Genomic DNA, 23156 nt, shown 5'->3' with positions numbered 1-23156 from the left:
AAAGTCACGTCACACAGTTTTGTATGTGAAAGACGGGCAATGGTCCACATAATGACCCTTCCCGCAGCTCATTAAAGGTGTGTCATGCGCGCGCGTCTTTCCCGTTTCATGTTCGGTGAACGCCCAGAGGGCCAGTTGCCCGAGCGGGTGCGTCTGGCCATCGAGCGGCAACAGCACGGCAGCGAGTTGCTGATCGCCTGGGTGCAATTGGCGGTCATCATCCTGTTCGGGGTGCTGTATGTCCTCTCGCCCAAGGGCTTCATGAATACCGAGTTTGCCCCGGTGCCCTGGGCCATCGGTATTTTTTTCGTCTTTTCGATCCTGCGTCTGGGGCTGATTCACCATGGGGTCTTCCCGCGCGGTCTGTCGTTGTTTGCGGTGGCGATGGATATTGTTTTGCTGATGGCGCTGATCTGGGTGTTCCATATTCAGTATATGCAGCCCGCGCCGTTCTATTTGAAGGCCCCGACGTTGCTTTATGTGTTCATTTTCATTGCGCTGCGGGCGCTGCGTTTCGATCCGGTGTTCGTCGTGGCGGGGGGCGTGACGGCGGCTCTCGGCTGGGCCGGACTGGTTGTCTATGCCATCGTTACCGCGCCTGATCGGATGGGGGTCATCACCCGCAACTTCGCCGAATACACCACTTCCCATAAGGTGCTGATCGGGGCCGAGATGGACAAGATTTTTGTCATTCTCACCGTGACCGCCGTACTCGCCCTGACTCTGGTGCGGGCCAAGCGGCTGCTCCATGGGGCGGTGGCCTCGGGGACGGCGGCCCGCGATCTGTCACGCTTCGTGACCCAGGAAGTGGCGCACCGGGTGACCCATGACGACCTGGAGATTCAGCCGGGCACCTGCGAAATGCGCACCGCATCCATTGTCTTTACCGATATCGAGGGTTTCTCGACCATTGCCGAGCGGATCTCCCCGGCGCAACTGATGAGCGGCCTGAACGATTATTTCGATGCCCTCTCCCGGGTCATCGAAGCCCATGACGGGGTCATCGACCAGTATCAGGGGGATGCTCTGTTGATCACCTTCAACGCCTCGCGGCCCGATGCGGACCATGCCCGTCACGCCCTGGAGGTCTGTCTGGCCATTCAGGAATTGGTGGCGTCGCGCGGTTTTGGTGCGGATCAACTGACCTTTCGCACCCGCTGCGGGGTCAATACCGGCGACGTGGTGGTCGGGGCCTTCGGCTCACGGGAGCGCCTGATGTTTACCGTCTATGGGGATGAGGTCAACGTGGCGGCCCGCCTGGAGCAACTGAACAAGCAGTACGGCACCTATGTGCTGGCCACCCAGTCCACCATAACCGCCGCCGGTGCAGGGTTCATCGTCGATCCAAAAGGCGAGGTGACGGTCAAGGGGCGCACCACCCCGACCGGCTTCGGGGCTCTGCTGGGAAAAAGCGGCGACGGTCCTCACGCCGGAACCATCAGTCCTTCCTGAATCATGCAGCGGACCATCTCATAATCCGTTTTGACCAATTCGCGAAAAAACATGAGCTTTTTCAGGTCATTCATATTGTCTTGGGCGGATTTCCACTGGTCGGTTTCCAGCATGCCCCGCACCTGATCCAGAACATAGACGTAGGTTCCATGTTCCTGTTCGTGCTTCTCTTTGTGATCCAGGGAGAGGTTGGAGGTGAATTGCGACATGATCCGATCTTCCTTGTGGATATGGGCCAAAAAGAAGGCGCGGATTTCGTGGAGGTGTTCCAAAAGCTTTGCCGTGGGCGCACCTTTCTGCGCCAGACGACTAAACTCATCCAGCATGGCAAAGAGCCTGCGATGATCCGCGTCAAGCTCGCCTATCCCGATTTCCAGGGACTCGTCCCAACCAATATCGCTCACGGCTTTACCCCTTATTCTTCTTGTATAGCCACCCTGCCGAAATCTTCTAAATGCAGCACTGCAATTGTACGATAAAATCATATCACAGTGAAGAGCAAGTTGAACCATGAAAGCCAGAAGCTTTCGGCTCGCATCGCCAACAATGATAAAGTATAATATACCTTTGGTGAGGAAGCGGGGGGATGGATCATGCGGATCGGTATCGGCGTCTTGGTTTTTTTGGCGCACCTGGGATTCGCCTCGGCAGCCCAGGAGATCAGGCCGGTTTTCGTCGGATTGGATGGTGAATTCGGCCTCAAAAACAGCACCTCGGCGCAAGCCATCGAGAAGGGGTTGCGCTTGGCCATAGCGGAAATCAATGAGCGTGGCGGGGTGCTCGGCGGTCGCCCATTGGAACTTCTGACCCTCGATAATCGCTCGGTCCCGGCGCGCGGCATCGAGAACATCAAACAGTTCGCCGACAACCCGGATCTGGTCGCGGTGGTCGGCGGGCGTTTCAGCCCGGTACTGCTCCAGGAATTGCCCATCGTCCACGAGCGCAAGGTGATTCTGTTCGATGCCTGGGGGTCGGCGGATGGCATCACCGATCATACCTATCAGCCGAGCTACAGCTTCCGGGTCTCGCTGAAGGACCAGTTCGCCATGCCGACCCTGCTCCGTCAGGCGCTGAGCAGCGGGGCGAAAAAGGTCGGTTTGCTGCTGCCCAATACCGGCTGGGGGCGCAGCAATGCCGCGGCGGCGGAACGCTACGCGGCGCAGAATCCGGACCCGCTGCTTGTCGGCACGGAATGGTATAATTGGGGCGATCAGGATCTGTTCCCCCATTATCAGAGGCTCCGTCAGGCGGGAGCGGAGGCGCTTGTTCTGGTGGCCAACGATATCGAGGGCTCCTTGTTGGTGCGCCAAATGGCGGAGCTTCCAGAGAATGAGCGCCTGCCCGTGATGAGCCATTGGGGCATTACCGGCGGGCATTTCGTCGAGGCCTGCGGCGGGGCGCTGGAAAAAGTCGAATTGTACGTGGTGCAGACATTCAGCCTGTTCACCGCCGACCCGGAAATCCGCGCCCGGGTCATGGCGCGAGCCAAGGAAATGTTCGGCATTGAGCGGATCGAAGACGTGGACTCGCCGGTTGGCTTCGGTCATGCTTATGATATTGTTCACCTGCTGGCGCAGGCCATTGAGGCGGCCGGAACGGCGGAACGGGAAAAGGTGCGGGATGCACTGGAAAATCTATCCGTGTATCAAGGACTGGTCCGGCGCTATGATCGCCCGTTTTCCGCCACGGATCACGATGCTTTGGAATTGAACGATGTGTTCGTGGCGCGCTATTTATCCGATGGGACCATCCGTCCCGTGCAGAAACAGTGAGGTTTGAAACGGGTCGCCGTGAACTGGAGATTCACATCCAAGATCGCCATGGTGGCGGCTCTGTTGGTCAGCCTGTTCGTGGTCGGATTGGGCGTGGTCTCCTTTCAGGCCCTGCGCAACAGCACCTCGGCCCACATGGAAAACATGGTGCGCCATGCCGGGGACATGATGTTGCTCAACCTGTCGGACAGGCTGGAGGCAATCGGCCGCGACGCCCGCGATCTAGCGAACAATACATTGATCGGCAATGCCCTGGTCGATGATTTGGGGCGCGATGTCTATCTGTCCAATTTCCTGGCCGGATACCAGCAGGTGGCAGGCGTCCCCCTCGACATCCTGGTGACCAATTTCGTCGGCGTTCCCTTTGCCGCCAATCGGGAAACGGCAACGCTGCTGATCGAACCTGCGCGGGTCGCCCAAAGCATCGAGCACAACCGCTTCCTTGCCGATGTTGTGGAACAAAACGGCGAGCCGAACGTGGTGATCATGGCCCCCATCATTTTTGCCAACACAGGGTTGCCGGAAGGGGCTCTCGTCTATCGGTTCAGGCTTGCGGATGTGCTCGATCTTGCCCTGGAAACGCGGCATATGTTTTCCGAATTGCCGGTCCGGAAGATTTCGCTGGTCGGGACCTATTCCCGAACCGGCCAGCGTTTTTCCGTTCCCCCACGCCCCACGTCGCAGACCCGCCCGGATCGCAATGCCGTCTTTGCCCAGGGCAGTCTGGCCGCCAATTTGGGGCTGAGTTTGGTCCTTGTGGCGGATACCACGGAACGGGACGCGCAATTGCGCGAGTTGTCTCTCACCTACGTATTGCTTGGAATTGGAGCGTTCTTGCTGGTCATGCTGAGCAGTTTGCTGCTGGCCCGAAAGCTGACCAAAAGGTTGCGCCGCCTGGAGGCCGGGGCCATGGAGATTGTTCACGACGGTCGGGCGACGGGCCGCTTCGAGATCGACGGCAACGATGAGGTGACCAGCCTCAGCCGGGCGTTCAATACCGTTTTGGAGCGACTTGATGCGACCTATGCGGAACTGAAGCAAAAAAGTCAGGAACAGTTGGGGCGGCAGGAAGAGAAATACCGGCGCGTGGTGGAACAGGCCGGGGAGGGTCTGTTGACCTTCGATGCGCAGGGGCGCATTTGCGAGGCCAATCTGCTGGCCGGTGAAATCCTCGGCTATGCTGTGAACGATCTATTGAAGCTGACAGTCGACGCGATCGTACCCGATCAGACCCCCGAGCAGTTTGCTGCAACCTACATGGGGCACGACAAATCGTCGTCCCGTTCTTTCCAAACCCAGATGAAAACCCAAAGCGGCGAACTGGTGCCGGTGGGTGTGAGCAGCGGGCTGATCGATCTGGGGAATGAAACCCAGGTGTTATGGATGGTGCGCGATATCACCGAGCGCGTGGCGGCCATGAAAAAGCTCGAACGGTCCTACAACGAGCTTCAACAATTCGCCTATGTGGCATCCCACGATTTGCGCGAACCGTTGCGCATGGTGACCAGCTACCTGCAATTGCTGGAAAAAAAGTACGAAGATGTGTTTGACTCCGACGGCAGGGAGTTCATCAAATTCGCCGTCGGCGGGGCCATGCGCATGGACTCGCTGATCCGGGATCTACTTGAATATTCGCGGGTGGAAACCCACGGCGAGGCATTCCAACCCGTAAGCGCAGAGGACATCCTGCAAGATGCCCGCGACAATTTGCATTCCGTCCTGGTGGAGACCGGCGGCAAGGTGCATGCCGAGGCGTCGTTGCCGAGCCTATTCTGCGACCGCCACCAGATCCTGCGGCTGTTCCAGAATCTGATCGAAAATGCGCTGAAATACCATGCGCCGGATCGCTCCCCCGAGGTGTGGGTGGCGGCGAAGGAGGCCGATGGCATGGTCACGTTCTCGTTCCGCGACAACGGGATCGGCATCAATCCGGAACATCACCAGCGGATTTTCATCATCTTTCAACGGCTGCACGGGCGCGAGGAATACAGCGGCACCGGCATCGGTCTGGCGGTCTGTCAAAAGATCGTCGAGCATCATGGCGGACGGATCTGGGTGGAGAGCGAAGAGGGCGTGGGCAGTACTTTTTATGTCACGTTGCCTCGGGCGGACTAACCCGGCGCTGCCGGAAGAACTCTTGCAACAGTTCGGCGGCGCGGCGCTCGTCCAGCCCCCCATAGGCTTCGGGCCGGTGATGACAGGTGGCTTGCTGGAAGATGCGCGGGCCGTGCTCGACGCCGCCGCCCTTGGGGTCGTAGGCGGCAAAATAGAGGCGGCGGATGCGGGCGAACGACAGAGCCGTGGCGCACATGGGACAGGGCTCCAGGGTCACATAGAGATCGCAATCGGGCAGGCGGGGTGCGCCGCGTTGGGCCGTGGCAGCGCGAATGACCAGTATTTCCGCATGGGCCGTGGGATCGTGACGTTCTTCGGTACGGTTGCCGTCGGCGGCCAGCACGCGCCCCGTGGCGCGTTCCACCAGCACCGCGCCGACCGGCACCTCGCCCCGTTCGGCGGCCAGGACGGCCTGTTGGAAGGCCAATTCCATGGGGGTCATGGCGTAACCTTGTCCGGTGCTTGCCGCCGCGACCGGGCGGGCTTATGGTGCGCCTCATGAGCACACCCCTGATTGGCATCACCCTCGACCACGAGGCCCCGGGCGGCTATTCCAAGTTCCCTTGGTATGCCCTGCGCGAAAACTATTGCACCGCCGTGGCCGAGGCGGGCGGATTGCCGCTGCCGCTGCCCCATCATCTGGATCTGGCCGAGACCTACCTGGACAAGCTGCATGGATTGCTGGTGACCGGCGGGGCGTTCGATGTGGACCCGGCGCTGTTCGGCGACGCGGGGGGGCGGCATCCGACGGTGGTGACCAAGGACATCCGCACCGCTTTCGAGCTGGCCCTGGTGCGCGGTGCTCTGGCACGCCAGATGCCCTTGTTGGGCATTTGCGGCGGACAGCAATTGCTGCATGTGGCTCTGGGCGGACGTCTGATTCAACATATTCCGGATACGATCCCCGATTGTCTGGCCCATGAGCAGCCCAACCCGCGCGACGAGGCGGGTCATGCGGTACGGGTGGTGGCCGGTACGCGCTTGCAGGCCATTGTCGGCGAAACCGACTTCGCGGTCAATTCGGCGCATCATCAGGCCGCCGCCGATGCTCCGGATGGGGTAACCGTCAATGCCTTGGCCCCGGACGGGGTGATCGAAGGGATCGAACTGTCCGAACGGGCGTTCTGTATCGGCGTGCAATGGCACCCGGAATTTCATATCACCACCGCCGACGTGCGGCTGTTCACCGCCTTTGTAGAGGCGGCCCGGGAGTATGCTGCATCATGAATGAAGCCATGAAGGGGGATCGCATCGCCAAGGTTTTGGCCCGCGCCGGACTCTGTTCCCGCCGCGAGGCCGAACGCTGGATCGAGGCCCGACGGGTGGCGGTCAACGGCAAGACCCTGGACAGCCCGGCGGTGACGGTCACCGAGGCCGATGTGGTGACCGTCGATGGGCAGCCGTTGCCGGAAACCGAAGAGCCGCGCATGTGGCGATACCACAAACCGGCCGGTCTGCTGACCACCCATAATGACCCGGAGGGGCGACCGACCATCTTTCAGAAACTGCCCGCCGACCTGCCGCGCGTGATTTCGGTCGGGCGGCTGGATCTCAATTCCGAAGGTCTGCTGCTGCTGACCAATGACGGCGGTCTGGCGCGGCGACTGGAACTGCCGACCACCGGCTGGCTGCGGCGCTACCGGGTACGGGTCAATGGCCGCATAGACGAGGCCAAGCTGGCCCAGTTGGCCCAGGGAATCACCGTTGACGGCATCCGCTATGGGGCCATTCAGGCCACCCTTGATGTGCAGAAGGGGGCCAACGCCTGGCTCACCCTGTCCCTGTCCGAAGGCAAGAACCGCGAAGTGCGGCGAGTGCTGGAGCATCTCGGATATCCGGTCGGACGGCTGATTCGCACCGCCTACGGCCCGTTCCAGTTGGGCAAGCTGGAACGCGGGCAGGTGGAGGAGGTGCGGCCCAAGGTGCTGCGCGAGCAGTTGGGACTCAAAGCCGACAAGAGCAAACGCCATTCATGAGACTCATTGCCGGTCGACACAAGGGACGTTCGTTGCAGGCTCCGCCGGGCCGCAGCACCCGACCGACCGCCGACCGCACCCGCGAATCCCTGTTCAATGTGTTGATTCACGGGCTGGGGGTGCGCTTCGAAGGCATTGCGGTGCTCGATGTGTTCGCCGGAAGTGGGGCGCTGGGGCTGGAGGCCCTGTCCCGTGGGGCGGCCCGGGCCACCTTCGTTGATCTGGATCGGCAGGCCCTGCGCGTGGTGCGGGACAACGCGGCGACGCTGGGTGAAACCGAGCGGGTGCTCTGTCTGAAGATGGATGCCACCCGGTTGCCGGTGCCGCCGGCTGCCGTTGCCGCGCCCTGCGCCTTGGCCTTTCTCGATGCCCCCTACGGCAAGGGACTGAGCGAACCGGCGTTGCGGAGTCTGGACCAGCAGGGCTGGCTGGCGCCGGGGGCCTGGGTGGTGGTGGAAATGGGGGCCGCGGAATCGCTGGCCGTGGGGTCGGAATTCGAAAGACGGGATGAAAGAACCTATGGCGCGGCGCGACTGCTCATGCTGCGTCGCGCCGGCACCGAAACGGCCTGAGTCAGGACAGGGTGCCGAAGGCGTTGGTATGGACGAAGGTGATCGGCGTGCCGGTCTTCCAGGCCTTGCTTTCCATGTTTTTACGGACCCGACCGGACAGGCTGAGAACCATGCTCATGGCGTTGGCCTTGCTGCCACTCGACCGATGCACGGGATTCCACCAGGTGTTGCTGTGATCGGTGTGATTTTTGACCTGTACCAACATTTTGTCTCTCCTAGAGTGTCGTGCTGTCGTGCGTTCGAAGGCGGGCGCGGTGGGTTCTATTCTTCTTTTTGTGTCAGCCGCTGGCTGCCTTGTTGTTTTTATTTTCCGTGATCGTCTGTGGTGCTTGTTGTTGTTCTTATGATCCCAGAATAGCCCGCACGACCGGCGCTCACAGTGATCCCAATCACTGTGATGACCGTCACATAACAATAATTTCAATATGTTACGTAGGCATGCCGAAAATTTTTCTGATTTTTTATATTTTTTTTGCCGAGGGACCGAACAGGGCCATGAAACAATGGCTGGCCCAACGGGCGCGACGGTCGATGACAGATGCCTCGGGGGTCGGCTCGGCCCCCATGAGCACCCGAATGCGCAGATCCCCCTGCAATACACCGATGAACAGGTCGAGGGCCTGTTCCGGGTCATCGAAATGGAGCACGCCCGCCTCGCGCATGGCGGTCAAGTAATCGCGCAGGCGCGGCAGAATCCGGTTTCGACCCCGGTCAATCATGATCTGCCCCAGCACCGGGGCCTGTTGCGCCTCGCCGATGGCGATGCGGTTGAGCGAGAGCGCCGGGTCGCTGACGAAGGTGGTGAGCAACAGGCGCCCAAAATTGACCAGCACCGCCCCCACGTCCGCCGGATCGGTGTCGATGGCCTGTTCGAGGGCGGTTTGCAGACTGTTGGCCTTCCAACCGATGATTTCCTCGATCAAATTTTCCTTGCTACCGAACCAGCTATAGAGAGTTTCCTTGGAACAATGGGCATGGCGGGCGATGGCCAGCATGCTGGTGCCGCGAAACCCCTTTTCCGCCAGCACCTCGAAGGCTGCTCCGAGAATTTCCTGCCGTCGCAAGTCTTTGTCCGTCGGTGCATTCACCTAGCTGCCTCGCATGGTTACGAACTGTTACAAAAAACGATTTGGCAAGTTCCGTACCGTACGGTACAGTTCTGTCTCTGTCAAGCTTTCCAACGGTGACATTCCACATGAAACTGCCGCTCAAATATGTTCTGCCGCCGCTGATCCTGGGGCTTGCCGTGGTCACGGCCGTGGTGCTCAAGGCGACCAAGCCGACCCTGGAGAATCAGCCGGTGGTCGAACGCAGTTGGCCGGTGGCGACGGTGGTCGCCCAGCCGGTCACGGTGACCCCGGAAATCCGGGTCTATGGTGAGATCGTTTCCGGTCGTGACGCGGAAATGCGCCCCTTGGTGGCCGGGCGTATTGTCGAGATGGGCGAGAATGTGGTCGAGGGCGGCAGCCTCAAAGCTGGGGATTTGCTGATTGCGATTGATCCTTTCGACTATCAAGCGGCGGTGACCGACCGGCGCTCCAAATGGGCCGAGGCGCAGGCCCGACAGGCCGAACTGGAAGGCGACCTGAGCGGCGAGCAACGGCTGCTGGGAGAGGATCAACGGCAATTGAAACTGAGCCGCACCGAGACCGAGCGCCGGGAGCGGCTGCTCAAGACCGGGGCGGGCACCCAGAAGGCCCTTGATGATGCCCGGCTATCCCTGAGCACCGCCGAACAGCGGCTGACCTCGCGCCAGCAATCCCTGAAAATCAAGGCGGCGCGGGTGGAGCAGGCGCGGGCCGCCGTGGAACAGGCGGCGGTGGCCCTCTCCCGGGCCGAACGGGATCTGCTCAATACCCGTTTGCTGGCCCCCCATGACGGCTTTCTGAAGGACGTCAATGCCGCTGTTGGCCGACAAGTCAGCAGCAACGACCGGGTGGCCTCGCTGATCGCCGCCGACCGAATGGAAGCCCGCTTTCTGCTCAGTGACCGGCAGTTCGCCCGGGTCCTGGCCGGGGGCGGATATGAAGGGCGTCCGGTCCGAATCATCTGGACCATGGGCCGGGACAGTTTCCCGTTGGAGGCCCGACTGGAGCGCACCGAGGGCCAGATCGACGCCACCAGCGGCGGCGTATGGCTGCGCGCCGTGCTCGGGACGATACCGGAAGGGGTTCCCCTGCGCCCCGGAGCCTTCGTCCAAATCGGCCTGCGCGACCAGCCCCATGAAGATGTGATCTCCCTGCCCGAACAGGCGCTGCACGATGCCGGGGACGGCGGACGCCTGGTCTATGTGGCGACCGAGGGGCGGCTGGTCGCGGTTCCGGTGGAGGTGGCGACCAGCGACGATGACCGGCTGCTGGTGCGCGGCGATTTTGACGCCGGGGCGATGATCGTCACCACCCGGTTCCCGCAAATGGGGCCGGGAGTCCGGGTCGATCCGGTGAAGAAGCCATAGGAACAAGCCATGTCTCCTGTTCTGCATCCCGATCATGGGGGCGGCCTGATCCGCCTGTTCACCCGCCATCCGACGGCAGCCAACCTGTTGATGGTGGCGATGTTGATCGGCGGGGCGTTCGGTCTGTACAAGATCAACACCCAGTTTTTCCCCGATACCGGCATTGATCAGGTGCAAATCACCGTCAATTGGCCGGGGGCCAGTGCCGAGGATGTGGATTCGACCATCGTCCAGGCCATCGAACCGGAAGTGCGCTTCCTGGATGGCGTCGACAAGGTGCGCTCCTCTTCGGTGGAGGGCCGGGCCAGCATCGCCGTCGAGTTTGTGCCTGGCAGCGACATGCAGTCCGCCCTGTCCAACGTGGAAACGGCGCTGGGCCAGGTGACCACCCTGCCCGAGGATGCCGAGACCCCGGAAATCCGCCGGGTGGTGCGCTACGACACCATCTCGCGCATGGTCATTTCCGGCCCCTATTCCGAGGCGGCGCTGAAAGTCTATGCCAAACGCATCCGTGACGATTTGCTCAATCGGGGCGTCGACAAGGTGGATATGTTCGGGGCCCGGGATGAGGAAATCTGGGTCGAAATCTCCGAGGCCGATTTGCGACGCCTGGATTTGACGTTATCAGATATTGGCGAGCGGATCGCCCAGACCAGCCGCGACCTGCCGTCGGGATCGACCCAGGGCGGGGCCGAACGGCAGATCCGCAGCCTGGGACAGGTCAAGACTGCCCAAGGGATGAAAACCGTTGAAGTCCTCGCCACCAACGACGGCCAGAAAATATATCTGGGGGATATCGCCCGGGTGCGCGAGGATTTCGACGAAGCCGCCCCGGTCGCTCTGTTCAAGGGACAACCGGCCATCGAACTGCATATCCAACGTTCCAATACCGCCGATGCGCTGAAGGTGGCCGACCGGGTGGAGGCCTATCTGGCCGAGGTGCTGCCGACCCTGCCGAGCAACCTGTCGGTGACCCAGTACACGGTCGAATCCGATCTCATCCGATCCCGCATCGACTTGCTGCTCAATAACGGGGCGAGCGGGTTGATCCTGGTGTTGGCGGTGCTGTTCGCGTTTTTGAACGCCCGAGTTGCCTTCTGGGTAGCGGTGGGCATTCCGGTGTCCCTGGCCGCCACCTTGCTGGTCATGCTGGCCAGCGGTCAGAGCATCAACATGATCAGCCTGTTCGGCTTGATCATGGCCATCGGCATCGTGGTGGATGACGCCATCGTCGTCGGCGAGCATGGGGAGTTCCTGCGCCGCCGGGGCATGGCGGCCCTGGAGGCGGCGGAAATGGGGGCCAGTCGCATGGCGGTGCCGGTGATGGCCTCGTCGCTGACCACCATCGCCGCCTTCATGCCGCTGTTTGTGGTCGGTGACATCATCGGGCAGATGATCGTCGCCATTCCGTTGGTCATCGTGGCGGTGATCCTGGCCAGCGTGGTGGAATGCTTTTTTGTTATGCCGGGTCACATGCGTCATGCCCTGCGTGCCAGTCACGAGGACCGGGGGCGCTTCCGGCAGGCCTTCGACGGGGCATTCGACCGCTTCCGTCAGGGACCGTTCACCCGTCTGGTGCACTTCTGTCTCGAATGGCGCTATGCCACCCTGGCCACCACGCTGGCCTTGTTCATATTGTGCATTGGCATGGTGGCCGGAGGGCGGGTCGGGTTTCAGTTTTTCAAGGGACCGGAGGCCGACCGGCTGTATGGCAATGTGCAGATGGTGGCCGGGACCTCGCGGGCCGAGACGGCGCGTATGGTCAACGAAGTGGAACGGGCATTGCGCACGGTCGAGGACCGTCTGACCGAGGGCCGAGGCGGACTGGTGGTCGCCTATATCGTCAAACTCGGTACCGGGGTCGGGCGCGGCGATCCACGCAGCAACCCGGCCAGCGGCGACAATCAGGGCGGTCTCTATGTGGAACTGACCGAAGGCGACAAGCGGGACATCCGCACCAGCACCATCATGGAGGCCTGGGCCGCAGAAGCCCGCAAGCTGCCGGGGCTCGACAGCCTGAGCATCGTTCCGGCGCAAGTTGGTCCGCCGGGTCGCGACGTGGATATTCGCGTCGTCGGCAATGATCTGGAGGCCCTGAAAACCACCACCGGGGCGGTGATCGAACTGCTGCGGCAATATCCGGGGGTGAGCGCGCCTGATGATGATCTCCCCTGGGGCAAGCAGGAAGCCGTCCTCGAACTGACCCCGCGTGGTCGGGCGCTGGGGTTCACCACCGAATCCGTGGGGCGGCAGGTGCGCAACGCCTTCGAGGGCGCCATCGCGCAACGCTTCGCCCGGGGCGACGAGGAAGTGGTGGTGCGGGTCCGTCATCCGCGCGCGGACACCGGTTATGGTCATTTGCGGGACCTTTACCTGACCGCCGCCAATGGCACCGAGGTGCCCCTGGACAGCATCGTCAGTTGGCGTGAGAAGGATGGATTCGCCAGCATTCGCCGCGAGAATGGCGTGCGCGAGGCGGCGGTGGTGGCCGAGATCAACAAGGACATCACCGCGACGGACAAGGTCATCGAGGCCCTGGAACGGGACGGCATTCACCAACTTGCCGCCGCCCAGGGGGTCAGCATCCGCTTTGCCGGCAAGGCCGAGGAACAGGCCCGCACCTTTGGCGACATGCGGGTCGGGGCGATGATCGGCCTGTCCGCCATCTATATCATCCTGGCCTGGGTGTTTGGCTCCTATTCCCGGCCCATCGTGGTCATGTCGGTGATTCCGCTGGGCTTCGTCGGGGCGACACTGGGGCATTGGCTGCTCGGCTATGATCTGACCATCCTGTCCATGGTGGCGCTGATTGGCCTGTCGGGGATCGTGGTCAATGATTCCATCATCCTGGTCAGCACCATTGCCGAATATCAGGAACGGGGCGAGGACACCATGGAAGCCATCCTGGATGGGGCGCGGGACCGTCTGCGGGCGGTGATTCTGACCTCGGCAACCACCGTCGGCGGGCTTACCCCGTTGCTGTTCGAAACCAGTTTGCAGGCCAAGTTCCTGATTCCCATGGCGGTGACCATCGTCTTCGGACTGATGGTGGCGACTTTGCTGGTGCTGGTGGTGGTGCCCTGCCTGCTTGCCGTGCTGAATGATTTCGGCCACCTGCGGCAGCGTGTTTTTGGAGCCCGCGTCGCGGCGGCAGAATAGGGAAGGACACACCATGGAATTTTTCGCCCAGGCTCGGGGCACATGGACCGAGACCGAACTGCGCGACCGCCTGACCCTCGCCCGGCTGGCCGAGCATTGCGCCTCGATCACCGAGATCATCGACCCCGGCGACGGGGAAACCGGCGAGATCTATTCCATCTGGGGACAGTTTAAAGTGCAGCGCGCGCCGATCCGCGGCGGGGTGCGTTTCGTTCTGCCTACCTGCCCCAATGCCGTGACCTGGAGCATCACCACCGGCTTGCCGCCCGACCCCACGGCAACGGTCATTCATTGCACCATCAACCGCCCCGACCATGACCCGGAGTTCATCGAGTCCCTGCAAGATTTCGTCGAAGACTGGCGGGTGGGGTTGGAGCGTCAGGGGAAGTGATTTCCCTTACTCCAACACCACGCTGCGCTGCATCCTGACGCCGGTGCCTTTTTTGCCGGTGGTGGGGTGGAGGACCAATACTGTTCCAGTATAGCTTCCGGCAGGCCAGGGGTCGCTGTTTTTCTTCTTACCTTTAAGTGAAATAACGCGGCGGGCCTGGGTCTTTTTTATAGCGGCTTTCGCCTTGGCGAGAACGGTGCCGTCCGGCCCTGCGATCTGCATGATCACAATGTCTCCTTTGAGAATCCCGTAAATATCCGTCCAGAAAACCAAATCTTTGGAAAGAACAGACAACTCCTTTATGTTAAAAATCCCTTGGCGAACTTCATCGGGTTTGGGTAAACGATAGGCAAATCCAGCATTAAATATATCCGAAGTACTGTACTTGAGCATTTCCAGTGTATCAGGGGCCCACAACGGTTCCTGGCCCAGCCCGCAGGTACCATGGGCGGGACCGGTGAGGCCGAGGAACGGGTCGATGACCTCCCGATGGAACTTGTTGTCCTCGGTTTTGCCAGTGCGCCAGACCTCGAAATGCAGATGCGGGAATTCGGTCAGACCGGACAGGCCGACCTGTCCCAGCACCTGGCCGGTGGTCACGATGTCCCCCTTGTTGACCCGCAGGGAGCCCTTTTTCATATGGCAATACTGGGTCATCCAGTCGTTGCCGTGGTCGATGGTCAGGCCGTTGCCGCATTCGTTGTTGGCAATGGCCTGGCGTCCGATCTTTTTGAAATTCACATCGGCCATGCCGTCGCGGGTTCCGGCGACCACCCCCGGCGCAGCGGCGCGCACATTGACGCCTTGTTCCATGACGCCCAAATCACGCAAGGCGAAATCGGTGCCCCTGTGGGTGTCATAGCTGCGCAGGCCGCAGGCATAGTCATGGGCCTCTGTCGAGGCATCAATATCCACATAGTTGGCGATCCAGCAGGTTTTCCCCGGCGTGCAATCCAAAGGCAAGGCGAAGCTGACCGACGGCGCGGCCCGGACCGGTGCCGCCGCCAAAAGTCCAAAAAAGAGAATCAGCCAGCGCATGACATGCAGTGTAGCGAAGGACGCAGTTGGGGAAAACCCCGAGTAACAGAGGAGATTCCTGTTTGACCTTGGTCCTGGCTTATGGCCTTCTGTGAAACACGAAAGAATAACCAAGAACGACGGGGATTTTATGACCAGCCATCCGGATGTGGAGGACTATCTGCACCTGTTCCAGATGTATGGAACGGACATGTCCGATATCTACCTGGAGACCGATGAAAAGCGCTACGCCTTGCTGTTCGAACAGGTGGTGCGGCTTTTGGTCCGGCATTCGGAGTTCAACAGCCGCCTGCCCGAGCCGTTCCGGGTCACCGCACGGCGCTACATGGAAGGCCACGCGGAGACCCTGGCCCATATGAAAGCGCCGGAAAACCGCAATTTCATGCTCTCGGACTTGTACGACTTCGTCTTACTGTCCCATCGTCACGCCTCGTAGGGCTGGACGCCCGGCGACGGCGGCGCTAAACAACGGGCAGCACAGCAACGAAGGACCGAGCATGGCCAGCGAGCCCACCGACAGCGCCTCTTTGGAGATCAACCGGGATTTCATCCGCGACATCATCCGCGCCGACCTGGAGGCCGGGCGCTGCACGGAAGTGGTCACCCGCTTTCCGCCGGAACCCAACGGCTACCTACATATCGGGCATGCCAAGTCGATCTGCCTGAATTTCGGCATCGCCCAGGATTTCGGCGGGCGTTGCCATTTGCGCTTCGACGACACCAACCCGGTCAAGGAAGAAATGGAATTTATCCATTCGATCCAGGAAGACGTGCGCTGGCTCGGCTTCGACTGGGGCGATCATCTGTATTTTGCCTCCGATTATTTCGAACAGCTCTACGCCTGGGCCGAATATCTGATTGATCAGGGGCTGGCCTATGTGGACGACCTGAGCGCCGACGAGATCCGCGCCTATCGCGGGACGCTGACCGAACCGGGCCGGCCCAGCCCCTACCGCGAGCGTTCCATCGACGAAAACCGCGACCTGTTCCGGCGCATGCGGGCTGGTGAGTTTCCCAACGGAGCCAAGGTGCTGCGGGCCAAGATCGACATGGCCTCGGGCAACATCAACCTGCGCGATCCGGTGCTTTATCGCATCCTCCATGCGGCCCATCCGCGCACCGGGGACGCCTGGAAGATCTACCCGACCTACGATTATACCCACGGCCAGTCGGACGCCCTTGAGGGGATCACCCATTCCATCTGTACTCTGGAATTCGAGGACCATCGGCCGCTCTATGACTGGTGCATTCAGACCCTGCCGGTCCCTTCGACGCCGCGTCAGTACGAATTTGCCCGCCTCAATTTGACCTATACGGTGCTGTCCAAGCGCAAGCTGATCCAGTTGGTGCGGGACGGCCATGTGTCGGGCTGGGACGATCCGCGCCTGCCGACGCTCTCCGGGTTGCGCCGGCGCGGCGTGCCCGCCGCCGCCCTGCGCGATTTCGCCCAGCGCATCGGGGTGACCAAATCCAATGCCACTGTGGAAGTGGCGATGCTGGAAAGCTGCATCCGGGATTATCTCAACACCGCCGCGCCGCGCCGCATGGCGGTGCTCGACCCGTTGAAGCTGGTGATCGAGAACTATCCCGAAGGCCAGGAAGAGGCCTTGAGCGCGGTGAACAATCCCGAGGATGACAGCGCCGGCAGCCGTGACGTACCCTTCGGTCGCGAACTCTACATCGAACGGGCCGATTTCATGGAAGCGCCGCAGAAAAAATTCTTCCGCCTCGCGCCGGGTCGTGAAGTCCGGCTACGCTATGCCTATTTCGTCACCTGTACCGGCGTGGTGAAAAACGATGCCGGGGAAGTGATCGAGGTCCGCTGTTCCTACGATCCGGCCACTCGGGGCGGCGATTCGCCGGACGGTCGCAAGGTCAAGGGCACGATCCATTGGGTCTCGGCGGACCATGGCATTCCGGCGGAAGTGCGGGTTTATGATCATCTGTTCAATAAGGAGAATCCGGGGGACGAGGGCGACTTTCTAGAGGATATGAATCCGCAGTCGCTGGTCGTGCAGACGACGGCCAGGGTGGAGCCGTCGTTGGCTGAAATGAAAGTGGGCGAGGTGGTGCAGTTCGAGCGTCAGGGCTATTTCTGCGCCGACCCGGACAGCCGCCCCGGTCATCTGGTGTTCAATCGGACGGTCGGCCTGCGCGACAGCTGGGCCAAGATTCAGGCCAAGCTGTAATCCGCCGATTGCTCAGGCCGCGAATATCCCGCACAATGATCCACCTACAATCGGGGAGGCGGCGATGTACGTTCGGATTCCGAATCTTTTAAACGAAAAGATGCTGGCGCGGGTCGAGGAGATTCTGTCCGGCGCGGCTTTTGTCGAGGGCGCGCGAACAGCCGGTCCGCAAGCCCGCAAGGTCAAGAACAACCTGCAACTGGACCGTCAGCAGACCCCCGAAGCCCAGGAGTTGGAAAGCCTGCTCAGTCAGGCCCTCAGCCGCCATCCGCTGGTGCGCATGGTGGCCATGCCGACTCGGGTCATGGCACCGATGATTTCAAAATACGAGACCGGCATGAGCTATGGCATTCATGCCGACAATCCGTTCATCGACACCCCCCAGGGCCGCCTGCGCAGCGACATCTCCTGCACCATTTTTCTCAGCGATCCGGACTCCTATGCGGGGGGAGATCTGGTGGCGGCCACCGACCTTGGACCGCAACGGATCAAGCTGCCGAAGGGAGATGCCATTCTCTATCCCACTGGCACGCCGCATGAAGTGCTGGAAGTCACCTCCGGCGTGCGATTGGCGGCGGTGACCTGGATCGAGAGCCGTGTCGCCGACCCGCACAAGCGGCAAATTCTGGCCGAACTGGACCGGCTGGCCCAGGGCGTGTCGCGCAAGTTGCCGGATACGCCGGAACAGCGTCAGGCCCAGAAGCTATACGGGGATCTGGCCCGCCTGTGGGGTTAGAGCCCGCCGCCCGGGTCGGCGACGGCGTGTCGGGTGAGCTGCTTGACCAGATACTCGAAGGCGTCATCCACCGTATCCGAACGGTGCATCAGCTTGAGGTCCTTAAGGTCGATGGTGCCGTATCGCGCCATGGCCTCCAGATCCACCACCTCGTCCCAAAACGCGGTGCCATAGAGCACGATGGGAAGCGGTTTGTTGAGCTTTTCCGTTTGCACAAGGGTCAGGGTTTCGAACAGTTCGTCCAGGGTGCCGAAGCCGCCTGGGAAGATGACCAGCGCCTTGGCGAGATACATGAACCAGAATTTGCGCATGAAGAAGTAGTTGAACTGTAACGATAAATGATGAGTCGTGTAGGGATTTCCCCCCTGCTCGTGCGGCAGTTTGATGTTCAGTCCCACATTCAGCCCCTTGGCTTCCGAGGCCCCCCGGTTGGCGGCTTCCATGATGCCGGGACCGCCGCCGGTGCAGACCACGAAGCGTCGTCGGGGACGGTCCAGGGTTTTTGACCAATTGGTTATGCGGAACGCCAGCTGCCGGGCCTCCTCATAATAGCGCGACATGCGCAGATCCATTTCAGCCCGTTCGAGGGCTTCGGGCGATCCGTTGGCGCGCGCCGCCGCCAGTTGGGTTTCGGCGGTTTCGCGGGGCAGGGTGCGGGCCGAGCCCATAAAGACGATGGTGTCGGTGATATGGTATTTTTCAAATCGACTCTGTGGCCCCAGATGTTCGGACAGAATGCGCAGGGGGCGGGCATCGCGGGATTCCAGGAACTCGTCATCCAGGTAATAGAGTTCCGGTCGGTCGTCTTGGCGGCTCATGGGGCCTCCCATTGGCGGGCGATTTGTTCATCGTCATCCTTGGCCGCCACCCAGCGGTCGCCGTCGGGGCCGTGTTCCAATTTCCAGAACGGGGCCTGAGTTTTAAGCCAGTCGATCAAGAATCGAGCGGCCTTGAAGGCCGCCTCTCGGTGGGCCGAGGCAGCGGCGACTAGGACAATCTGTTCTCCCGCCTCCAATCGTCCGACCCGGTGAATAATCAGGGTATTTTCCAGCGGCCAGCGGTCCCGGGCTTCGGCCTCGATGCGCTGCAATTGTTTTTCCGTCATGCCCGGGTAATGTTCCAGGGTCATCGCCCCCTCGTGACCGGTCATGTCGCGGACCAGGCCGACGAACAGGCATACCCCGCCGATGGCCGTGTTGCGGGCCGTGAAGGCCGACAGTTCGGCCCCGATATCGAAATCCTCTCGTTGCACCCGGACCGTCATTTCAGCCCCCGGTGACCGGGGGGAACAGAGCCACTTCATCCCCGGCGTGTAACGGAGCATCGAGCCCCACATAATCCTGATTGACCGCCACCCGCACCAGCTTGGGATCGGACAAGGCACGGCCAAAGCCATCGCCCCGGGACTTCAGCCAGGCCAGCAGATCCCCCACCGTGGCAACCTCCGGCGGCGGCGTGACGTCTTCCTCTCCGGTGCCGATCTGTTCCCGGAACCAGGCGAAATACAGCAGCTTCATCGGGCGTTTCCCAGTTGCATATGGGTTTCGATAAAGGTGGCGATGGCCGCCACGTCGTTCAAGTCGAGCAGCGGCAGGGTCAGTCCGTCCAGCGGCGCATCCGAGGCGATGGCGACCACCGTCGGGTCCTCGGTGCCGCGCAAGGGTTTGCCGGTGGCCGGACGATGAATTTCCAATTTCGGATAGGGGTGAAATTTGAACCCTTCGACCAGAACCAGATCCACGTCGGCCATGCGCTCCAGCAGGCTTTCCATGTCCGGTTCCGGCGCGTCGCGCAACTCGTGCATCAGGGTCCAGCGTTGCGACGAGGCGACCATGACCTCGGTGGCCCCGGCTTCCCGATGGCGAAAGGAATCCTTGCCCGGAGTGTCCAAATCGAACTTGTGGTGGGTATGCTTGATGGTCGAGACCCGATGGCCGCGGGCGATCAGTTCGGGCAACAAGCGGCAGATCAGGGTGGTCTTGCCGCTGCCGCTCCAGCCAATCAGGCCAAACGCCTTCATGGCATCTCCCCGGGCTCGGCGGCGGCGGCATCCATCTCGCGGATGTGGCGCAAACCGGCCAGCAAATAATCGAAGCCGGTGATCAGGGTCAGGGCGGCGGCGATCCACAAACCCCAGATGCCGATTTCGGTGGTCGTCAGCGGTCCGAAATCGGGACCGGCGGTGCCGACCATGAGAAAGCCCAGGGCGAGAATCTGCAAGGTGGTTTTCCACTTTGCCAACAGGCTGACCGGCAGGCCGACCCGGGCTTCGGCCAACACCTCGCGCAGCCCCGAGACCAGGATTTCCCGACAGAGAATCACTGCGGCGGGCAGAATGTGCAGGCCGCCCAGCCGCTCGAAGCCGACCAGCATGAGCAGCACCGCCGCCACCAGCAGTTTGTCAGCGATGGGATCGAACATGCGCCCGAAAGCAGATTGCTGATTCCAGGCACGGGCCAGATAGCCGTCGAAGAAATCGGTGATGGCAGCATAGGTGAAAACACCGAACGGGGCCCAGTGGTTGAGCGGATAGGGCAGGAAAAACAGCCCAATGACCACCGGAATGGCCAGGATACGGGTAATGGTGAGAATATTGGGCAGGGTTTTCAGCATCGAAAGCGTTCGCTGTCAGGTCGGGACGGGAGCGGCATTCTAGCCTTGTCCGTGGAACCAGTCATAGAGTTTCTTCGCCAAGGCGGCGGAGATTCCCGAAACCGCCTCCAAATCGGCCAAACCGGCCTCGGCCACCGCCCGGGCCGAGCCAAAATGATGCAACAGGGCCTTTTTGCGTCCGGCCCCGATACCGGGAATTTCGTCCAGCGGCGATTGAGTGGTACGGGCGGCGCGTTTGTGGCGATGGCTGCCGATGGCAAACCGGTGCGCTTCGTCACGTAATCGCTGTATGAAATAGAGCACCGGATCGCGGGCGTCCAATTCAAGGACGGGTTGGTCGGGGCGGTGCAGCCGTTCCCGTCCGGCATTGCGGTCCGGCCCCTTGGACACGGCGACCAGGGCCACATCCTCAATCCCCAATTCGGCGAAGACCTCCAGGACCACGTTGAGCTGACCCTTGCCGCCGTCGATCAGCAGCAGGTCCGGCCATTGCCCCGACTGGCGGTCCGGGTCTTCTTTCAGGGCGCGGGCAAAGCGGCGGGTCAGCACCTCGCGCATCATGCCGTAATCGTCGCCGGGGGCGATGGCGCTTTTGATATTGAAGCTGCGATAGGCCTTTTTGTCGAAACCCTCCGGCCCGGCGACGATCATGCCGCCGACTTGTTGGGTGCCCCGGGTATGGGAATTGTCATAAACCTCGATGCGCTGCGGGGGGCCGTCGAGGCCAAGCGTATCGGCCAGACTCTCCAACAGCTTGCGTTGAGAGCCGGTTTCCGAGAGGCGGCGTGACAGGGCTTCCTGGGCATTGCGGGCGGCATAGCGCACGGCGTCGCGCTTGTCGCCCCGTTGCGGGACCAATAGCCGGATGGGGCGTCCGGCGCGCACACCGAGCGCCTCACTCACCAAATCGGCGTGCGGCAGGCGGCGGTCGAGCAGAATAAGCGGCGGCGGCGGGCGATTGGCGTAGAATTGACCGATAAAGGCTTCCAGAACCTCGGCGGCCCCGTCGTGTCGCCCATGCTGGGGATAATAGGCCCGGTTGCCGTAATTGCGTCCGCTGCGGATAAAGAATACCTGCACGCAGGTCTGCCCGCCGTCCTGATGCAGGGCGATGACGTCGGCTTCGGCGACGCTGGACAGATCCACCTCCTGATGGGCCTGCACCTTGGTCAGGGCGCGCAACCGGTCGCGGTATTGTGCCGCCCGTTCAAATTCCAGGGCGTCCGAGGCTTCGGCCATCAACCCTGCCAGATGCTGTTGTATTTCTTGGCTGCGACCGCGCAAAAAGGCCTCGGCCTGATCGACCAGTTCGCCATAGTCGGCGGCCGAGACATAATCCACGCAGGGGGCGCAGCAACGCTTGATCTGATGCAACAGGCAGGGCCGGGTCCGCCCGGCAAAAATACTGTCCGAGCAGGTGCGCAGCAGAAAGGCCCGTTGCAGCACTTGCAGGGTTTGATTGACCGCCCAGGCCGAGGCGAAGGGACCGAAATAGAGCGGGCCGGGCTGGTGGCTGCCGCGATGCTTGAGGACGCGCGGAAAGGCATGGTCGCGGGTGATCTGGATTTCCGGGAAGCTCTTGTCGTCGCGCAGCAGGATATTGTAGCGCGGCTTGAGACTCTTGATGAGGTCCGCTTCGAGCAGCAGGGCCTCGGCTTCCGTATGGGTGGTGACGATTTCCAGCCCCCGGGTCTCGGAAATCATGCGCCGGATGCGCGGCCCTTGGCGCTCCGGGTGGGTATAGGCGACCACCCGCTTGCGCAGGCTCTTGGCCTTGCCCACATAAAGCACCCGCCCCGCGCCATCAAGCATGCGATAGACCCCGGCGGTGGTCGGCAATTGGGCGATTTTCTCGGCGATCAGGGCCGCCCCCGTCGCCGATTCGGGAATTTCCTTCTTGTTTATAGGGGTTTCGCTCATGGGCTGATTTACCGGCCCCAAAGCGGTGTCGTCAAGCCCCGCCAACTATCCACGATTCCTGTGGATAAGCTTGTGCGCAACCCGCATGACAAACCCGTGACTCAATGCCAGCCTTCGCTTTCTATATGTTGCACAAATATTAGTCATTTTTCTAATGCATTGATTCAAAAAGTTAATATATTTTTTCGAATGGGGTATGTATGTCTCTTGACAGCCCAATCCGGTTCAAAAAGGGGAGTCGTCGCGGTTTTGTGGCCTGTGCACAACTTATCGGATCGAGTGCCCTAGAACCCTCGAATCACATGGTTTTTTACCGGAATAGGAATCAGGCTTCGAGGGGCGTGCGATGGTTGAGGCGCTCTATTTCCACGCCCGCGCTGGTAGCGTCGATAAAAACGTCCAGCTTTTCAATGCGTACCCGGGCCACCCGGACCCGAGAATCGGTAAAGCAGATGTCGGCCACCTGTTCGGCCAGCGTCTCCACCAGATGCACATGACCGCGTGACACCAGTTCCCGAATGCTGTTGGCGATGCCCTCGTAACAGACCACGTTGCGAATGTCGTCGCCCAGGTCGGCCCGTTCCTCGTGCACCGCCAGGTCGAGATTGACGCGGATTCGCTGCGGCGCCTTCTTCTCGTGCTCATGGATGCCGATGGAGCAGGGGAGCACCAGGTCGCGAATGAACACATGACGGACCGAGGCCCGGGCGTCTGCAAAGTGTCGCGGCTGGATAATCTGGGCGGGACCGGCGGTCATTGGGCGGTGTT

At 61.4% G+C, this 23156-nt stretch carries 24 protein-coding genes; 12 read left to right on the top strand and 12 right to left on the bottom strand.

Features of this window, described 5'->3' with window-relative positions:
- Positions 1 to 84 precede the first annotated feature (84 nt).
- Positions 85 to 1452, top strand: a complete 1368-nt coding sequence (locus ACYQ1P_RS01855; protein ID WP_460018680.1) for an adenylate/guanylate cyclase domain-containing protein — start codon at positions 85 to 87, stop codon at positions 1450 to 1452.
- Here ACYQ1P_RS01855 and ACYQ1P_RS01850 read toward each other — a convergent pair.
- Entirely contained in the window at positions 1425 to 2084 is a 660-nt protein-coding gene (locus ACYQ1P_RS01850) for a bacteriohemerythrin (RefSeq protein ID WP_460018679.1), read from the bottom strand. The two genes, ACYQ1P_RS01855 and ACYQ1P_RS01850, sit on opposite strands and share 28 nt — an antisense overlap.
- Here ACYQ1P_RS01850 and ACYQ1P_RS01845 point away from each other — a divergent pair.
- Both ACYQ1P_RS01845 and ACYQ1P_RS01840 read left to right on the top strand, forming a co-directional pair.
- A complete protein-coding gene (locus tag ACYQ1P_RS01845) occupies positions 2046 to 3224 on the top strand; it encodes an ABC transporter substrate-binding protein (protein ID WP_460018678.1) in 1179 nt (392 codons plus the stop codon). The genes ACYQ1P_RS01850 and ACYQ1P_RS01845 overlap by 39 nt on opposite strands.
- Before the next feature lie 18 nt (positions 3225 to 3242).
- Complete coding sequence (locus ACYQ1P_RS01840) at positions 3243 to 5339, top strand: sensor histidine kinase (RefSeq protein WP_460018677.1); 2097 nt, start codon at positions 3243 to 3245, stop codon at positions 5337 to 5339.
- Here ACYQ1P_RS01840 and ACYQ1P_RS01835 read toward each other — a convergent pair.
- The gene (locus ACYQ1P_RS01835) at positions 5317 to 5772 is read right to left on the bottom strand and encodes a nucleoside deaminase (RefSeq protein WP_460020117.1); all 456 of its coding nucleotides are present in this window, start codon (positions 5770 to 5772) and stop codon (positions 5317 to 5319) included. The genes ACYQ1P_RS01840 and ACYQ1P_RS01835 overlap by 23 nt on opposite strands.
- Positions 5773 to 5837: 65 nt before the next feature.
- Here ACYQ1P_RS01835 and ACYQ1P_RS01830 point away from each other — a divergent pair, with 65 nt between their 5' ends.
- Genes ACYQ1P_RS01830 through rsmD form a run of 3 tightly spaced genes read left to right on the top strand, consistent with a single transcriptional unit; the run spans position 5838 to position 7887 of the window.
- Positions 5838 to 6566, top strand: coding sequence for a gamma-glutamyl-gamma-aminobutyrate hydrolase family protein (locus tag ACYQ1P_RS01830; RefSeq protein WP_460018676.1), 729 nt, complete (start codon positions 5838 to 5840; stop codon positions 6564 to 6566).
- A complete protein-coding gene (locus tag ACYQ1P_RS01825) occupies positions 6563 to 7315 on the top strand; it encodes a pseudouridine synthase (RefSeq protein WP_460018675.1) in 753 nt (250 codons plus the stop codon). The genes ACYQ1P_RS01830 and ACYQ1P_RS01825 overlap by 4 nt, the downstream gene beginning before the upstream one ends.
- A complete protein-coding gene (rsmD, locus tag ACYQ1P_RS01820) occupies positions 7312 to 7887 on the top strand; it encodes a 16S rRNA (guanine(966)-N(2))-methyltransferase RsmD (RefSeq protein ID WP_460018674.1) in 576 nt (191 codons plus the stop codon). Before ACYQ1P_RS01825 ends, rsmD begins: the two co-directional genes overlap by 4 nt.
- Before the next feature lies 1 nt (position 7888).
- On the opposite strand, the gene ACYQ1P_RS01815 is transcribed toward rsmD, so the two are convergent.
- Both ACYQ1P_RS01815 and ACYQ1P_RS01810 read right to left on the bottom strand, forming a co-directional pair.
- A complete protein-coding gene (locus ACYQ1P_RS01815) occupies positions 7889 to 8092 on the bottom strand; it encodes a hypothetical protein (RefSeq protein ID WP_460018673.1) in 204 nt (67 codons plus the stop codon).
- A 256-nt stretch (positions 8093 to 8348) separates the two neighbouring features.
- A complete protein-coding gene (locus ACYQ1P_RS01810) occupies positions 8349 to 8975 on the bottom strand; it encodes a TetR/AcrR family transcriptional regulator (RefSeq protein ID WP_460018672.1) in 627 nt (208 codons plus the stop codon).
- A 107-nt stretch (positions 8976 to 9082) separates the two neighbouring features.
- Here ACYQ1P_RS01810 and ACYQ1P_RS01805 point away from each other — a divergent pair, with 107 nt between their 5' ends.
- The 3 genes from ACYQ1P_RS01805 to ACYQ1P_RS01795 are packed head-to-tail and all read left to right on the top strand — an operon-like array spanning position 9083 to position 13892.
- A complete protein-coding gene (locus ACYQ1P_RS01805; RefSeq protein WP_460018671.1) occupies positions 9083 to 10342 on the top strand; it encodes an efflux RND transporter periplasmic adaptor subunit in 1260 nt (419 codons plus the stop codon).
- A 9-nt stretch (positions 10343 to 10351) separates the two neighbouring features.
- Complete coding sequence (locus ACYQ1P_RS01800) at positions 10352 to 13501, top strand: efflux RND transporter permease subunit (protein WP_460018670.1); 3150 nt, start codon at positions 10352 to 10354, stop codon at positions 13499 to 13501.
- 13 nt (positions 13502 to 13514) lie between these two features.
- Positions 13515 to 13892, top strand: a complete 378-nt coding sequence (locus ACYQ1P_RS01795) for a hypothetical protein (RefSeq protein WP_460018669.1) — start codon at positions 13515 to 13517, stop codon at positions 13890 to 13892.
- 6 nt (positions 13893 to 13898) lie between these two features.
- On the opposite strand, the gene ACYQ1P_RS01790 is transcribed toward ACYQ1P_RS01795, so the two are convergent.
- The gene (locus ACYQ1P_RS01790; protein WP_460018668.1) at positions 13899 to 14930 is read right to left on the bottom strand and encodes a M23 family metallopeptidase; all 1032 of its coding nucleotides are present in this window, start codon (positions 14928 to 14930) and stop codon (positions 13899 to 13901) included.
- 130 nt (positions 14931 to 15060) lie between these two features.
- On the opposite strand from ACYQ1P_RS01790, the gene ACYQ1P_RS01785 reads away from it, so the two are divergent.
- The 3 genes from ACYQ1P_RS01785 to ACYQ1P_RS01775 all read left to right on the top strand — a co-directional run bounded on the left by ACYQ1P_RS01785 (position 15061) and on the right by ACYQ1P_RS01775 (position 17855).
- Positions 15061 to 15366, top strand: coding sequence for a hypothetical protein (locus ACYQ1P_RS01785; protein ID WP_460018667.1), 306 nt, complete (start codon positions 15061 to 15063; stop codon positions 15364 to 15366).
- A 61-nt stretch (positions 15367 to 15427) separates the two neighbouring features.
- A complete protein-coding gene (locus tag ACYQ1P_RS01780; protein WP_460018666.1) occupies positions 15428 to 17119 on the top strand; it encodes a glutamine--tRNA ligase/YqeY domain fusion protein in 1692 nt (563 codons plus the stop codon).
- A 64-nt stretch (positions 17120 to 17183) separates the two neighbouring features.
- Positions 17184 to 17855, top strand: coding sequence for a Fe2+-dependent dioxygenase (locus ACYQ1P_RS01775; RefSeq protein ID WP_460018665.1), 672 nt, complete (start codon positions 17184 to 17186; stop codon positions 17853 to 17855).
- On the opposite strand, the gene ACYQ1P_RS01770 is transcribed toward ACYQ1P_RS01775, so the two are convergent.
- The 7 genes from ACYQ1P_RS01770 to folB form a co-directional block, all read right to left on the bottom strand.
- Positions 17852 to 18673 (bottom strand): LOG family protein, encoded by an 822-nt coding sequence (locus ACYQ1P_RS01770; protein ID WP_460018664.1) that lies wholly within the window; start codon positions 18671 to 18673, stop codon positions 17852 to 17854. The two genes, ACYQ1P_RS01775 and ACYQ1P_RS01770, sit on opposite strands and share 4 nt — an antisense overlap.
- On the bottom strand, positions 18670 to 19119 hold the full coding sequence (locus ACYQ1P_RS01765; protein WP_460018663.1) for a molybdenum cofactor biosynthesis protein MoaE: 450 nt from the start codon (positions 19117 to 19119) through the stop codon (positions 18670 to 18672). The genes ACYQ1P_RS01770 and ACYQ1P_RS01765 overlap by 4 nt, the downstream gene beginning before the upstream one ends.
- A 1-nt stretch (position 19120) precedes the next feature.
- Complete coding sequence (gene moaD / locus ACYQ1P_RS01760; protein ID WP_460018662.1) at positions 19121 to 19372, bottom strand: molybdopterin converting factor subunit 1; 252 nt, start codon at positions 19370 to 19372, stop codon at positions 19121 to 19123.
- Positions 19369 to 19875 (bottom strand): molybdopterin-guanine dinucleotide biosynthesis protein B, encoded by a 507-nt coding sequence (gene mobB, locus ACYQ1P_RS01755; protein ID WP_460018661.1) that lies wholly within the window; start codon positions 19873 to 19875, stop codon positions 19369 to 19371. Before mobB ends, moaD begins: the two co-directional genes overlap by 4 nt.
- Positions 19872 to 20468, bottom strand: a complete 597-nt coding sequence (gene pgsA / locus ACYQ1P_RS01750; protein WP_460018660.1) for a CDP-diacylglycerol--glycerol-3-phosphate 3-phosphatidyltransferase — start codon at positions 20466 to 20468, stop codon at positions 19872 to 19874. The genes mobB and pgsA overlap by 4 nt, the downstream gene beginning before the upstream one ends.
- Positions 20469 to 20507: 39 nt before the next feature.
- Complete coding sequence (gene uvrC, locus ACYQ1P_RS01745) at positions 20508 to 22388, bottom strand: excinuclease ABC subunit UvrC (RefSeq protein WP_460018659.1); 1881 nt, start codon at positions 22386 to 22388, stop codon at positions 20508 to 20510.
- Positions 22389 to 22713: 325 nt separating this feature from the next.
- Positions 22714 to 23145, bottom strand: coding sequence for a dihydroneopterin aldolase (gene folB, locus ACYQ1P_RS01740; RefSeq protein ID WP_460018658.1), 432 nt, complete (start codon positions 23143 to 23145; stop codon positions 22714 to 22716).
- Positions 23146 to 23156: the final 11 nt, after the last annotated feature.

This window comes from Magnetospira thiophila (assembly GCF_054657015.1).
This window is presented reverse-complemented; position numbering and strand designations above follow the sequence as displayed.